Annotated in this window: 13 protein-coding genes and 1 pseudogene; 11 read left to right on the top strand and 3 right to left on the bottom strand. The window is 59.4% G+C overall.

All coding sequences use genetic code 11. The annotated features are described in order from the left end of the window. Positions 1 to 159: 159 nt before the first annotated feature. The 3 genes and pseudogenes from Enr8_RS03890 to Enr8_RS26560 all read left to right on the top strand — a co-directional run. Positions 160 to 1,860, top strand: coding sequence for an NADPH-dependent assimilatory sulfite reductase hemoprotein subunit (locus Enr8_RS03890; protein ID WP_146429286.1), 1,701 nt, complete (start codon positions 160 to 162; stop codon positions 1,858 to 1,860). 78 nt (positions 1,861 to 1,938) lie between these two features. Then, positions 1,939 to 2,457 carry a PA2169 family four-helix-bundle protein gene (locus Enr8_RS03885; protein WP_246119939.1) on the top strand — a complete coding sequence of 173 codons (519 nt, stop codon included), beginning with the start codon at positions 1,939 to 1,941 and terminating at the stop codon, positions 2,455 to 2,457. Beyond that, positions 2,366 to 2,563 (top strand): annotated as a pseudogene (locus tag Enr8_RS26560) (DUF3309 family protein); the annotation flags it as partial. The gene Enr8_RS03885 and the pseudogene Enr8_RS26560, both read left to right, overlap by 92 nt. A 75-nt stretch (positions 2,564 to 2,638) precedes the next feature. Here the strand turns inward: Enr8_RS26560 and Enr8_RS03875 are convergent. Further along, positions 2,639 to 3,400 (bottom strand): hypothetical protein, encoded by a 762-nt coding sequence (locus Enr8_RS03875; RefSeq protein WP_146429284.1) that lies wholly within the window; start codon positions 3,398 to 3,400, stop codon positions 2,639 to 2,641. A 79-nt stretch (positions 3,401 to 3,479) separates the two neighbouring features. Here Enr8_RS03875 and mobA point away from each other — a divergent pair, with 79 nt between their 5' ends. Both mobA and Enr8_RS03865 read left to right on the top strand, forming a co-directional pair. Beyond that, on the top strand, positions 3,480 to 4,118 hold the full coding sequence (gene mobA, locus Enr8_RS03870; protein ID WP_146429283.1) for a molybdenum cofactor guanylyltransferase: 639 nt from the start codon (positions 3,480 to 3,482) through the stop codon (positions 4,116 to 4,118). 19 nt (positions 4,119 to 4,137) lie between these two features. Next, positions 4,138 to 4,647: a DinB family protein gene (locus Enr8_RS03865; RefSeq protein ID WP_146429282.1), complete on the top strand. Its 510-nt coding sequence runs from the start codon at positions 4,138 to 4,140 to the stop codon at positions 4,645 to 4,647. Between the two features lie 52 nt (positions 4,648 to 4,699). Here the strand turns inward: Enr8_RS03865 and Enr8_RS03860 are convergent, their stop codons facing one another. Then, positions 4,700 to 5,890 carry an amino acid aminotransferase gene (locus Enr8_RS03860; RefSeq protein ID WP_146429281.1) on the bottom strand — a complete coding sequence of 397 codons (1,191 nt, stop codon included), beginning with the start codon at positions 5,888 to 5,890 and terminating at the stop codon, positions 4,700 to 4,702. 323 nt (positions 5,891 to 6,213) lie between these two features. Between Enr8_RS03860 and Enr8_RS03855 the strand changes: the two genes are divergently transcribed. From Enr8_RS03855 to Enr8_RS03835, 5 genes are all read left to right on the top strand, one after another. After that, entirely contained in the window at positions 6,214 to 7,407 is a 1,194-nt protein-coding gene (locus tag Enr8_RS03855) for an inositol-3-phosphate synthase (protein WP_146429280.1), read from the top strand. A gap of 171 nt (positions 7,408 to 7,578) precedes the next feature. Further along, positions 7,579 to 7,959, top strand: coding sequence for a hypothetical protein (locus Enr8_RS03850; protein WP_146429279.1), 381 nt, complete (start codon positions 7,579 to 7,581; stop codon positions 7,957 to 7,959). Between the two features lie 221 nt (positions 7,960 to 8,180). Continuing rightward, positions 8,181 to 8,711: a hypothetical protein gene (locus tag Enr8_RS03845; protein WP_146429278.1), complete on the top strand. Its 531-nt coding sequence runs from the start codon at positions 8,181 to 8,183 to the stop codon at positions 8,709 to 8,711. A gap of 227 nt (positions 8,712 to 8,938) precedes the next feature. Beyond that, the gene (locus Enr8_RS03840; protein WP_146429277.1) at positions 8,939 to 9,892 is read left to right on the top strand and encodes a sugar phosphate isomerase/epimerase family protein; all 954 of its coding nucleotides are present in this window, start codon (positions 8,939 to 8,941) and stop codon (positions 9,890 to 9,892) included. Between the two features lie 221 nt (positions 9,893 to 10,113). After that, positions 10,114 to 10,350 (top strand): hypothetical protein, encoded by a 237-nt coding sequence (locus Enr8_RS03835; protein ID WP_146429276.1) that lies wholly within the window; start codon positions 10,114 to 10,116, stop codon positions 10,348 to 10,350. Between the two features lie 147 nt (positions 10,351 to 10,497). On the opposite strand, the gene Enr8_RS03830 is transcribed toward Enr8_RS03835, so the two are convergent. Next, positions 10,498 to 11,505 carry a GGDEF domain-containing protein gene (locus Enr8_RS03830; RefSeq protein WP_146429275.1) on the bottom strand — a complete coding sequence of 336 codons (1,008 nt, stop codon included), beginning with the start codon at positions 11,503 to 11,505 and terminating at the stop codon, positions 10,498 to 10,500. A gap of 342 nt (positions 11,506 to 11,847) precedes the next feature. On the opposite strand from Enr8_RS03830, the gene Enr8_RS03825 reads away from it, so the two are divergent. Continuing rightward, the gene (locus tag Enr8_RS03825) at positions 11,848 to 13,095 is read left to right on the top strand and encodes a putative sugar nucleotidyl transferase (RefSeq protein ID WP_146429274.1); all 1,248 of its coding nucleotides are present in this window, start codon (positions 11,848 to 11,850) and stop codon (positions 13,093 to 13,095) included. Positions 13,096 to 13,104: the final 9 nt, after the last annotated feature.

Raw genomic sequence — 13,104 nt, 5'->3', positions numbered from 1 at the left:
GAAAAAAAGATAAATCAATTTCCAAGCGCCCCGTTTCCAGAGGCCTGATCGACGTTACGTTTAGCTCGGATAACCGATATACTACCCCATTACTGGCCGGATCGCCGTAATCTGCCTAGCTCCACACACTATCTTTCACCCCTACTGCAACGGATCACGATGTCGACGGATCAAGCCCTCAGCCCGGTGGACGAATTCAAACGGGACAGCAACTACCTGCGTGGCGAAATCGCCCAGGAGTTTGTCGACGGTACCGACCACTTCGGCAAATCGAGCATCCAGCTGATGAAGCATTTCGGCATCTATCAGCAGGACGATCGCGACGCCCGGGCGAAGAACCGCGCCGCCGGCGGCGGCAAGTCGTACATGTTCATGATCCGGACCCGCATCCCGGGCGGCGTGCTGACGGCCGAGCAAATGCTGGTCGAGCTAGACCTGTGCGACAGCGTGGGGAACGAAACGCTGCGGATCACCAGCCGCCAGGCGTTGCAGCATCACGGCGTGATGAAAGACGATCTGCCGACGCTGGCCAAACAGCTGCGTCAGGTTGGCCTGTCGACGCTGGGCGCGTGCGGCGACGTCAACCGTAACGTGATGTGCTGCCCGGCCCCGCTGTATGGCGACAGCGTCCGTCGCGAGATGCAGGAAACGGCCTCGAAATTAGCCGATCACCTGGAGCCGAAGACGGCCGCCTATCGCGAGATCTTTTTGCAAGATCCGGAGACAGGCGAAAAAGAAAAGATCGCCAGCGGCGAAGTGATCGAACCGCTCTACGGCCAGCAGTACCTGCCGCGCAAATTCAAAATGGGCATGGCCCTGCCGGAAGACAACTGCATTGACGTCTACACGCAAGACCTGGGCATGATCTGCGTCCACGAAGATGGCAAGATCCTGGGCTACAACATCCTGGTCGGCGGCGGCATGGGACGCACGCCGAGCGCCGACAAGACCTTCCCGGCGTTGGGCCAGCGGATGACCTTCGTCACGCCGGATCAGTTGATCCCGGTGATTGAAGCGGTCATCAAGGTGCAGCGCGACTTCGGCAATCGCCAGGATCGCAAAGTGGCCCGCATGAAGTACCTGATCCACAACTGGGGCCTGGAGAAGTTCAAGGCCAAGGTCGAAGAGTACTACGGCAGCGCATTGCCCGAGCCGCACCCGGCCGACGTCCATGGCTTTGACGACCACAAAGGTTGGCACGAGCAAGGTGACGGCAAGTGGTTCTACGGGCTGAACGTCGAGAACGGCCGCATCAAAGATGACGAGACGATCGAGCTGAAGACCGCGATTCGCAAAATCTGCAACCAGTTTAGCCCGGGCATCCGCCTGACCAGTCACCAGGACATCATGTTCTGCGACATCGCCGCAGAGAACAAACAAGTGGTCATCGACATCCTGAAAGAGCACAAGGTGCCGCTGACCGAAGAGATCTCGACGGTCCGCCGCTGGTCGATTGCCTGCGTCGCCTGGCCGACGTGCGGTTTGTCGATCACCGAAAGCGAACGCGCGCTGCCGGGCGTCATCGACGGACTGGAAGGGGAACTGGCCAAGCTGGGTCTCGACTCGGAGAAGTTCACCGTTCGCATGACCGGCTGCCCCAATGGATGTGCGCGGCCGTACAACAGCGACGTCGGGCTGGTCGGCCGGGCGAAGGAAAAGTACACGATGTTTTTGGGGGGCCGCTTGCTCGGCAACCGCTTGAACTTCATCTACAAAGACATGGTGCCGGCCGATCAGGTTGTGCCGGAGCTGACCAAGGTTTTTGGGTTTTACAAGACGGCCCGCGAAGAAGGCGAATCGTTTGGCGACTTCTGCCATCGCCAAGGGAAAGAAGCGATTGAAGCGGCGGTCGGCGATTAATCGCTGGCCAGCGCTGTCGCGCGACGATAGACTATCGACGCGTCAGAAATCCTTCTAAAACTTGTAGCTGCCCTCTTGGTGGGCGGGGTCTTGGGCTGGGAACGCGTAAAGCGTCAGAAGTCGGTGGGCCTGCGTACCTATATGTTAGTCTCGCTAGGCTCGGCGGTGCTGATGATCGTCGGCATGCAATTGCAGGAAGACTACGGCGACACCGAACTGCCGTCGGTTGGGCTCGACATTACCCGCGTGTTGTCGGCGATGGTGGGCGGCGATGGTGCACCGCACCTGGATCGACATTCGCGGCTCGCAACCGTGCGATCACGTAGTCCGTCGAGAAAATCAACGGACTGTTATGCGATCTTGGCCGAGGCTGAAGCGGGCGAAGACCATATCAAGCACGCCTACGAAGACGCCCTGAAGGAAACGGCCGGCAGCGCCATGAACGACGTGCTGCAGAAGCAATACGCCCAGGTCAAACAGGGTCACGATCGCATCCGCGACATGCGTGACGCCTTCAAGGCCAAGTCGCAACTTTCACCCCCCCGGTTTCGCCGGCGTCCTCGTCCAAATTCGAGGACGCCGCGTAGTCGGCGCTAACGAAGCGCCTCGTTCTCTCACTCAGGAACCACTGTCATGCTTGGAACCAATCCTGCTCATTGTGTTGATCTTACTATTGGTCGGCGCCGTGCCGGCTTGGCCGCACAGTCGGCTGGAAGATCGAACGGTCGACGAGCTGCGAAAGCTGGCGGCCGGTCGCGACCGGCCGCCAGCTTTATTTCTAGAGGGTCGCCGGCAGCAAAATCTCGCCGCGCGCCATCTCGACCGCACTACCCGAATAGAGCCGGAACTCACCTTCGAATCGCTCTGCCGGCAGCGGCAGTTTCCGCAGCGCCAGCTCTCGCTTCAGCAGCGGCATCATGGGCGGACGAAACTGACAGTCGTACGCAAAGTACTCCGGCAGCGAGTCAATTTCTCCGAGGGCGATGATCGTTCCCCGCTTCATCCGCATCCCGGCGCGACGACTCAGCTTGCCGCCTACGATGATGTTGCCGGCCAACATCCGATACCCACACAACTCCCCCACCGAGCCCGCGACGGCGATCATGCCACGTCGCATCCGGACGCCCAGTTCCCGGCCTGCATTGCCATGGATCGAGATCGAGCCTCCTTGCAGCCCCCGCGTCTCGCCAGGGTTAGGGCCGCCGACAAAATCGGCGGCATCGCCGAGAATCGTCAATTCGCCCCCCTGCATGGCAGCGCCGGCATGATTGCCGACACTCCCCTCCACCGTCATTTGGCCGCTTGTCATTTCGGCGCCGACAAAATCGCAATGGGAGAAATCGCCGACCAATCGCAGCTGTTGATCGGCGGCATCCCCCGCTACCTCAAACAGCTCCCCCAATTCGAGCCGATCGGCGCCGCAGGAGAGCTCAAGCTTGGCGATCTCTTGCGCAGAAACAGTGGCGAGCCGATTTGGCGTAACGCCTCGCAATTGGTTACTTGGGTAGATATCCTGGACAAGCGTCAGGGTCAGCGGCATTGTCGATCGCTTTTCTTGTTGACCGCAGAATTTGTTCGTTCATTTAAGATAGCCGCGAATCTGTCGCGGGTGAACCAGGATGCAAGCCCCAGTTTCTCGCTCGGCCGCCATCGTGTTGTGCGGCGGACAAAGTCGCCGGATGGGCGCCGACAAAGCTTCGTTGCCCTTTGGCGATACGTCTCTGATCATGCACACGTTGCTCCAGATCGCTCCGGCGGTAACCAAGCTGGTGGCCGTCGCTGCGCCCGATCAAGAGCTTCCCAAATTGCCAATCAAGGTGAGCGTCGTGCGCGACGCGACGCCACGCCTTGGTCCCTTGGAAGCGATCCGAGTGGGTCTCGACTCGCTCGGCCCGCAGATCGATAGCGCGCTGATTTGCGGCTGCGATACTCCGCTGGTGACGGAAAAGGCGGTCCGAATTTTATTCGAAAAGTTGAGTGACGATTGTGACGCGGCGATTGCGGCCGACATCGAAAGAATGCACCCGACCTTCGGCGTTTATCGGGTTCATGCCGCAGGCGTCGCCGCCAGACAGTTGCTGGTTGGTGAGCGTTCTCTGCATGGTTTTGTGAAACATCTCTCTATCACGGCGGTCTCGACGCGCGAGCTCGGCGGCGATCATTTGTTGCACAACGTCAATACGCCGGAAGAGTACGCCTCTGCGCTGGCGGCCGCTGGCTTGCCGGCCGCAGAGATTCCACCACCCTCTGCACCCTAATTCGAGTAAGGACCCGCTTATGCCGGAAGCCGCCGCTTGGGAAGCTGTCAAAAAGAACGTATCGATGAGCTTTCGCTTGTTCGATAACCACTTGGACGAAGTCGACAAAGCCGATTGGTTTCGTATGCCGGGCGACGTCACGCATGTTGCGTGGCAAGCCGGACACATCGTCATCGCTTCGTATGGCATCGGCATTCGCCTGCAACGAGGTGAGCGCCCCGCCGACGCCGAACTCTATGATCTCGCGAAGTACAAAGAATTGTTTGGCCAAGGATCGACGCCGACGCCTGACGCCAGCAACTACCCTTCGCCCGACGAACTGCACGCGACGCTGAAGAAAGTCTTTGCTCAAGTCGAAAAAGAAATGGCTGAGTACGACTTGAAAGATCTCGACAACGCGTTGGATCCGCCGCATCCGCTGTTCAAGACGCGATTCGAGGCGATGAACTTCCTGCCGTCGCATAACTTCATGCACTACGGCCAAGTTTCGCTGCTTCGTCGCCTGCTCGGCAATCCGCCGACGCGATAGAAAAAGAATTGGTCGCCACGGCTCTGAGAGCCGTGGCGTCCTCCCTCTTTCTTTACAACACCGCTTTGATCGCGCTACAGAGTTTCTCGACGTTCGACTCTGAGATCCCCGCCACGTTGATGCGGCCCGAGCCGACAATGTAAATGGCGAACTCGCTGCGCAGCTGGTCGACCTGCACCGGGTTCAGACCGGAGAACGAGAACATCCCCTTCTGATCGGCGATGAACGAGAAGTCGCGATCAACGCCGACCTTCTTCATCGTTTCGACCAGCAGCGTGCGCACGCCGTTAATGCGGTCGCGCATCGCGGTCAGTTCGGCTTCCCACTGCGATCGGAGAGCGGCGTCCGACAAGATCGTTTCGACCACGGCGCCGCCATGAGTCGGCGGGTTGGAGTAGTTCGAGCGAATCACGTTCTTCAGCTGGCTCAACACCGCCGTGGCGGCCGTCGCGTCGGCGCCGACTGCGGTCAAAGCTCCAACGCGCTCGTTGTACAGACCAAAGTTCTTGCTGAACGAACTGCAAACGAGCAGCTCTTGTCCCGGCTGAGCCAACGCGGCCAGACCGGCGCCGTCTTCGCAGAGCCCGTCGCCAAAGCCTTGGTAGGCGAAGTCGACCAGCGGCAGCAACTGACGCCGCTGGACCAATTCGGCGATCGCTTTCCACTGCTCCAGCGTCGGATCGATGCCGCTGGGGTTGTGGCAGCAGCCATGCAGCAGCACCACGTCGCCGGCCGGAGCCTTTTCAAGCGTTTCCAGCATCTGATCAAACGCCAGACCGTTGGTCGCCTTGTCGAAGTAGGGATATCCGACCGTTTCGATGCCGGCGGCGGCGAAGATGTTCGGGTGGTTCGGCCAGGTCGGCTGGCTGAGCCAGATGCGGCGACCCGGCAAATTTTTCGCCAAAAAGTCGGCCGAAACGCGTAGCGCACCCGTACCACCGGGGGTTTGGACCGTCACGCCCCGCGATGCGGCGATGATCTCGTGATCGGCGCCCAGCATCAGTTCTCGAACCAGACGGCAATATTTGGGCCGGCCGTCGATCGGCAGGTACGACTTCGTCTTTTCGTCCTTAACAAGGCGGGCTTCCGCCTCTTTCACGCAATCCAGAACCGGCGTCACTCCGTTGGCGTCCTTAAACACCCCGACGCTCAGATTGATCTTTTCGGAGTTCGGATCGTTACGGAAAGCCTCATTCAGGCCAAGAATCGAGTCGGGCGGCGCAGTTTGAACGTTCTGAAACATACCTATGATTCGCGGTTTGGGGGATGTAACGGAGTGGTCGGCAACGTTGGACGCGATTGCGCCCGCATGGTTCGCTTGGCGACGCAAATTCAACAGGATTGCCGACTTCTGTCGAGCCACCCGCTTGCGCGTCCTTGACGAACCGAATTAGTCGTGCCAACAATTAAATGGTACTTGCGGGCGTCTCTTCCAGACAGACCCCACCGGATCGGCCGCTGTCCTCTTTTACATTGGGCGGCCTGCGGAACTTTGCCCGCTCGTTTCCGATCGACGGGCCGCTCGGCAAACCTTCCTTCCTACCTCCTTGAAAGACGATTGACGAGATGGCTGCTTCTCGAGTCGGTATTTGGCTAATTGGGGCTCGCGGCGGCGTTGCTGCGACGACGATTGTTGGTTTGGCCGCGTTGCGTCGCGGATTGGTCGACACGGTCGGCTTGGTCAGCGAGTTGCCGCAGTTCGCCGAGCTTGGACTGGCGACTTGGGAGAACATCGTCGTCGGCGGTCACGAGATCCGCAACGTCACCCTCTACGAAGCCGCCCAGCAACTGGTCGACGTCAGTCGCGCCCTCGACCCGCGCCTGGTCGCGGCGGTCAAAGAGGACCTCGATACGATCGACGCCAACATCAAGGACGGCACCCTGCTGAACGTCGGCGCCAAAATCGCCGGTTTAGCCAAAGACGAACTGCGTGCAAAGACCGAAACGCCCCGCCAGGCGATCGACCGCATCCAGGCCGATATCTCGGCCTTCGCCAAACAGCACGAATTGTCGGACGTTGTCGTGATCAACGTCTCGTCAACCGAACCGCCGTTCGACGAAAGCCAACTGCCCAGCAGTTGGAAAGAACTGGCGCCGCTGCTCGAGTCAAGCGAGTGCCACTTGCCCGCCAGCAGCTTGTATGGCGCCGCGTCGCTAGAACTTGGCTATCCCTACGTCAACTTCACGCCGTCAGTGGGCGCGTCGCTGCCAGCGCTGTGCGACCTGGCCGAGCAGAAGAAAACCTGCCACATGGGTCACGACGGCAAGACCGGCGAAACGTTGCTCAAGAGCACGCTGGCGCCAATGTTCGCCCATCGCAATCTGCAGGTGATGAGCTGGGTCGGCCATAACATCTTTGGCAACATGGACGCCATCGTGCTGGACGATCCGGAAAACAAGAAGACCAAAGCGACCAGCAAAGATCGCCTGTTGGGCGAGATCTTCGGCTACCATCCGCAAACCCTGGTGACGATCGAACGGATCGACAGCATGGGGGACTGGAAGACGGCGTGGGACCATATCCACTTCAAAGGCTTCCTCGGCACGCCGATGGTAATGCAGTTCATCTGGCAAGGCGCCGACTCGCTGTTGGCGGCGCCGCTGGTGATCGACCTGGCCCGCTTCGCCGAGCTTGCGCATCGCCGCGGCGATACCGGTCTTGTTACCTCGCTAGCTTGCTTTTTCAAATCGCCGCATGGTACCGGTGAAAATGATTTTGCCAAGCAATTCGACATGCTCGAGGCCTGGACGAAGTCGTAGCGCCGTTGCCACATATGCAGTTACGAAACCTAAAGAAGGTTTCATGTGGTTTGGCATACGAATTCTTGGAATTTCGATTTTCCTTTTCTGAATACGAACCCTATAGTTAGCTCTTGACTGAGTTGTCGAACGTCGACGACTCTTTGGGGCACTTACGGTTTGTTTTCGCCTATGCGACGCTTGGTCACGCAAACCCTGGTTTGGTTGGTGGTCGTCAGCCTCTTCGCGACGCCTCCAGCCTTCGTTTCTGGGCTGAACTTCTCCGGCTCGTCCAACATCGCCGCTACCGGCGACTTGGCTGGCGCTTCCGCTGCGGCGGCTGAGAAGCAGAACCAGAATCGCACCATCGCTGGCCAAGCGAACCTAGCCTACTTCTATTACGAACGCACGATCGCCGAAGAGGCGGTCGACTCGATCGAGCAATCGACAGCTCTCGCTCCCTACGTCGCCACGTCGCCAAGCGTACATGCCAGCGCGGCGCGACGACTTCTCGATTTGGTATGCCGAGATGATCGTAGCGTGCCGGTACCGCCGCGCCATCTTCGGTTGTAATTCCCTTCTGCCGTCGCTTCCTTTCGTACTCGCTGCACCTGTCGCCTAAGCGTAGTCCTACCTACGCCGCGCGATCCGAATTGCTGCGAATAGCGCATGCCCTGGCGTGAATGCGAAAGGCAATTTTCTCGTTCGTCCAGACGATCGTTCGCCGCTGCTACGTCGACGTCGGCTGGTCCGTTTAGCCTGCACGGAAATTCCCAGAGAGAGAGAATCCTAATATGAATCATCGCAACCTCAACGTCCTTGTTAATCGCCACTTCACCTACTCGTACGGCCAACCGACCGACCCGATCGACGACCTGATTTCGGCAGTCGACGATCTGTTGAAGATGGATTGCGCCGACGAAGCGTTGAATTTGCTTCGTTCAACCGAGCATGCTTCCGATCCCCGTCTGACCAACGCTCGCGGCGTTTGCCAAATGCGGCTAGGCCTGATCGACGCGGCGGTCGCCACCTATCGCACGCTCGTCTTGGAACCGGTCGGCTCGTTCCTGGCCGTTCGCAATAGCCTGCATGACGCCTACAAAACCAACCTGGCGACCGCCCTGATGCTGAAAGGGAACGTTCCTCACGGCGAGCAGGTCCTGGAAGAGATCCGGAACAAGAACTATCCGATGATCGACAAACTGCGCAGCGTGGTCGCCGTCTGGCGACGCGAGCTGTCGCCGTGGGAAAACATCGAACATCAACTTGGCTTCACCACGTTCCGTCCCGTCTCGTTGCCCTTCAAGCCAGGCGAACTCGTCTGATCCGGCAGGAGACCTGGAGGGGACGATCACGCATCGCCCCTCCTTTTTTCTTTTTTTCGAGCGATTTTGCTCCCCCTGCCGAGCAGCGGGTCGCCTCCTTCGAACCCGCAGAATCGTCGAAGTCGACCGGCGAAAACCGTCTCTCGAGCGATCGCAACGCGTAGTCCGCGCGGCCCTGGTCCACTACGATAGAGGCTTGCTCCTCACCTTCTCTAGAGAGACGCCGTATGAAACGATCACGACGTGAGTTCTTGACCGCCGCGACTGCCGCCGCCGCTCTTTCGCCTTTGGGCCATGTCGCCGCCGCTGAACCGGAAGCGACGCAACCGGCAGCGCCCGCCGCTAAGAAGATCTCGAACCGGATCGCAATCTCGACCTATTCGTTTTGGCAATTTCGGCACAAGCATCTCCGCGACATCGAAAAGTGCATTCAGCTTTCGGCCGAGATGGGATTTGACGCCGTCGAGATTCTTCATCGCCAGATGACCGACGAGTCGCCCGCCTACCTGCAAAAGCTAAAGCGGACGGCGCTGGTCAACGGCGTCGATCTCTGCGGCTTCTCGACGCACCAAGGTTTTCTTTCGCCTGACAAAGAGAAGCGTCAGCGGAACATCGACGAAACGATTCGCTACATTCGCCTGGCGTACGAGATGGGCATCCCTACGATGCGGGTCAACACCGGCACCTGGGGAACGAGCAAAGACTTCGACGACCTGATGGCGAATCGCGGTATCGAGAAGCCGATCGAAGGCTACACCGACGAGGATGGCTACAAGTGGGTGATCGACAGCCTGGAGAAGTGCCTGCCGGAGGCGGAAAAGTGCGGCGTGCTGCTTGGCCTGGAGAACCATTGGGGCCTCGGCCGCACGCCGGAAGGCGTGTTGCGGATCGTCGACGCCATCGACAATCCTTGGCTGCAGGTGACGCTCGATACCGGCAACTTCCTTGAGGATCCGTACGACCGCCTGGCGATGATGGCGTCGAAAGCGATCTACGTGCAGGCCAAGACCTACTTCGGTGGTGGACTTTGGTACACCCTGGATCTGGACTACCCACGAATCGCAAAGCTTTTGCACGAAAAGGGTTACCGCGGATATGTGGCCCTGGAGTTTGAAGGGCGCGAAGATCCGCTTGCGGGAATTCCCCAAAGTTTATCTCTACTTCGCAGTGCTTTCGCCTAAACAAAGGACGATACTGCACCTATAATACTGCCTGAAGGGAAGAGAATGCATTCTTGGTCGCAGACCCTTCCTTTCGGACCACGACCGATCCCGCCGGCAGCGAGAATGGCCGGCCTTTTCGGGGACGAGTCGCGGGATTCCCTGCTCACGAGACGTGAACCCACCCCGATCCGCTCGGGTCTTTTCGATTGGGCGAACGTCTTCCAACGCTGAACCTTGCCATGAATCTGGAAACTGAAAACCAACCTCTCGAAGTCGTCCTGTCGGTCACCGGCAAGACTTTCATTAACGGCGTCGAAGCGCTGCTGGACGCTCATTTGCGCCGCCTCTGCTCGCAAGAAAGGTGTGCACGCAGCGTGCGCATCGTCGCCGGCGAAGAATGCCGCTTTGATCATGTGGCCGAGATCTTCCGCGTTTGCCGTCACTGGGGCGTCGCCGACATCTCGCTCGCCAGCTAGACGAGCGTTGCTTGCGGCTGACAGCGGCTAGATCTGTCGCGTCGTAGGCTGGAATAAAACCCAGCAGCAGGGCGGTGACGTTTCGATCGCCGGATCTCACCCCAGCCTGCACAGAGCCGATAGCGAGGCGTGACGACGCTATCGGCGTTAGTGCGTCGCTTCCAACAGGCGCGAGCGTAGATCGGCACAGACTTCGCGGAAGTCGCGAGCCGGCTCAACCATGACATCCTCTTCCTTGATGATGGGCACGACGCGATTGCCATCGTAGAAGTAGCCCCGATTGCGGCCCCCGGTCTTGGCGGCGTAGAGAGCTTCATCCGCCTTGGCGACCAACGTTTCTGCATCCGCCGCGTCGCCGACCTGGGCGACGCCGACGCTAAGCGTCAGCGGAATCTCAATCGCCCCTTCACGAAACGTCTCGGCTTGAATCGCCGCGACGATCCGCTGGGCCGCTTCGTTCGCTTTGTCGAGATCGGTCTCCGGCAGCAAAATGGCGAATTCCTCGCCCCCGTAGCGCGTCACATAGTCGGCGTCGCGGGTCGTTTGCACCAAGTTTTTGGCGACGGCTTGTAAGACCAGGTCGCCGATCTGATGCCCATGCTTGTCATTGATTTTCTTGAAGAAGTCGATGTCGGCCAGCATCACGCAGAAGGGTCGGCGTTTACGGCTCCACAGCGCCCAACGCTTTTGCAACTCTTCGTCAAACGCGCGGCGATTGAACAGCTTGGTCAATGCATCGGTCCGGGCTTCCGACAGCGTCGCGGCCAGTTGCTCGGTCTGTTCGTTAATCAGCGTTTCGGCTCGCTTTAGCCGTTCTTGCAAACCGTCGTTCGCGTCGTTCATCACTTTCAGCAGATCGATGGCGTGCTCTAGCGACTTCGATCCCGATGCGGTGCGGCGGGCTTCGCCGATTCGCTCTTCGATCGTCGCCATCACGTCCCGTTGTTCGTGCACGTCGCCAGCCAAGCCGCGCATGTACTGCGACATCCGCTGCATGATCAGGGCCGCTTTTTCAACCTCGCCGCTGGTATCGGTGGGCGGATTGTGATCGCGCATCAACTTGATGCCGATCCACAAACCCGCCAACAGGGGAAAGACGCCACAAGTGACGCCGATCAAGAAAGTCGAGAACTGAATCGTGGTGACCGATTCCATGGTGGCTTGCCGCGTGGTTAACAGAATCAAAGTTGGGTGATCAATCCAAAACTAGAACATTGCGGAAAAAAACGGAGCAAGTTGGCTTTGTTTTCTGGCGATCCTTCGGTAGAACGCAAAGCTTGGGCTCTGGATATTCCGGTCAGGAGGGCCAGATCGATCACGCCGACTACGCTAATTTTCGTTGAATTCGCTCGACTTGCGGCCAGGAATGGGGGGCGCCGCCGTTGACCCTCCCCGACAGGGCGCCTATCGTATCGTGCTGAGCCGCATCTTGCCGGTAAGGTAGCCGCCGTCCCGCACCTGAATCGCGGCTTAGAATGGGGAATGAATCCCTTGCATATGAATATCGTTCTGTTTGAAGACGCCGACGTCGCCAAACTCTATCCGATCACCGTCGGTCGACCGGCGTACGCCGTCAGTTGCGCCAGTTACACGCTGGTCGATCTGCTGACCCCCTGCTGCACAGCGATCCGGGGGGTAGTACGGCCCCATCTAATCGAACCGCAGAGGTTTGATCGCCCTCCCCTACACCAAACCCAGTTGGACGACGCGCAGCCGACGCTATTGGTCAGCGCCGTCGTAGCGCCGACCGCCGCCAATCGCCGCACGCTGGTCGAGTGGGCCACCAGCGGCAAGTCAGGCGCCATCTACGCCGGAGAGCGTCTGCTGGCCGCTTTGCTGCCTGCCAAGACGCCGTTGCCGGCTCGTGAGGCCAACGCCTATGAGCTGCGCGACTATCTGGCCGGTCCGGCAATCGCCAAGCTGCCGGCGGCTGCGCATCAGCTGACCTGGTTCAATTACCCGCACGACGTCGTCCAGGCGAATCTCGATACGTTCGCCGACAATCTCGAGTTGCGGCTCCAGGAAGGCGACTACCAGCAGCGGCAAGATGGCGTCTTTCTGGCCGGCGAGGCCAATATCGGCGACCATGTCGTCTGGGATTCCTCCTCGGGACCGATCATCGTCGAGCCGGGCGCCACGATTGGCCCCTACTGCTACGTACGGGGGCCGGTCTATATTGGACGTGGCGCCCGCATCCTGGAACATGCGGCGATCAAAGATTCGGTCTCTCTCTCGCACACGACCAAGATCGGGGGCGAGGTCGAAGGGACCGTGATCGAACCTTATTCCAACAAACAGCATCATGGCTTTCTGGGACATAGCTACCTGGGAAGCTGGGTAAACCTGGGTGCCGGAACCTCCAACAGCGACCTGAAGAACACGTACGGTACGGTTAAGATGGAGTACCGTGGAGAGAAGGTCGCGACCGGGATGCAGTTCCTGGGGGCGATCGTCGGCGATTACGCCAAGACGGCGATCAACACCGGCATCTTCACCGGCAAGACCGTCGGAGTCTGCAGTATGCTGTATGGCTTCGTCACCACCAACGTCGCCAGCTTCGTCAACTACGCCCGGCTGTTTGGCCAGGTGACCGAGTTGCCGGCCGACGTGATGATCGCCACGCAAGAGCGGATGTTCCTGCGGCGGAAGGTGGAACAGCGGCCCTGCGACATCCAGCTGATCCACGACATGTATTTACTGACGCAAGACGAGAGGCAACTAGCCGGCGAACCGCTGGCTCTTTAAGCGAAGCTC

This window comes from Blastopirellula retiformator (assembly GCF_007859755.1).
In the GTDB taxonomy this organism is placed as follows: Bacteria; Planctomycetota; Planctomycetia; order Pirellulales; family Pirellulaceae; genus Blastopirellula; species Blastopirellula retiformator.
Note: the sequence above shows the minus strand (reverse complement) of the source record. Positions and strands in the feature narration are given on the sequence as shown.

Bases quoted from the DNA above. Each gene is read 5' to 3' on its own strand.
- Enr8_RS03890 (WP_146429286.1), top strand. From the start codon at position 160: ATGTCGACGGATCAAGCCCTCAGCCCGGTGGACGAATTCAAACGGGAC.
- Enr8_RS03875 (WP_146429284.1), bottom strand. From the start codon at position 3,400: ATGCCGCTGACCCTGACGCTTGTCCAGGATATCTACCCAAGTAACCAA.
- mobA (WP_146429283.1), top strand. From the start codon at position 3,480: ATGCAAGCCCCAGTTTCTCGCTCGGCCGCCATCGTGTTGTGCGGCGGA.
- Enr8_RS03865 (WP_146429282.1), top strand. From the start codon at position 4,138: ATGCCGGAAGCCGCCGCTTGGGAAGCTGTCAAAAAGAACGTATCGATG.
- Enr8_RS03860 (WP_146429281.1), bottom strand. From the start codon at position 5,890: ATGTTTCAGAACGTTCAAACTGCGCCGCCCGACTCGATTCTTGGCCTG.
- Enr8_RS03855 (WP_146429280.1), top strand. From the start codon at position 6,214: ATGGCTGCTTCTCGAGTCGGTATTTGGCTAATTGGGGCTCGCGGCGGC.
- Enr8_RS03850 (WP_146429279.1), top strand. From the start codon at position 7,579: ATGCGACGCTTGGTCACGCAAACCCTGGTTTGGTTGGTGGTCGTCAGC.
- Enr8_RS03845 (WP_146429278.1), top strand. From the start codon at position 8,181: ATGAATCATCGCAACCTCAACGTCCTTGTTAATCGCCACTTCACCTAC.
- Enr8_RS03840 (WP_146429277.1), top strand. From the start codon at position 8,939: ATGAAACGATCACGACGTGAGTTCTTGACCGCCGCGACTGCCGCCGCC.
- Enr8_RS03835 (WP_146429276.1), top strand. From the start codon at position 10,114: ATGAATCTGGAAACTGAAAACCAACCTCTCGAAGTCGTCCTGTCGGTC.
- Enr8_RS03830 (WP_146429275.1), bottom strand. From the start codon at position 11,505: ATGGAATCGGTCACCACGATTCAGTTCTCGACTTTCTTGATCGGCGTC.
- Enr8_RS03825 (WP_146429274.1), top strand. From the start codon at position 11,848: ATGAATATCGTTCTGTTTGAAGACGCCGACGTCGCCAAACTCTATCCG.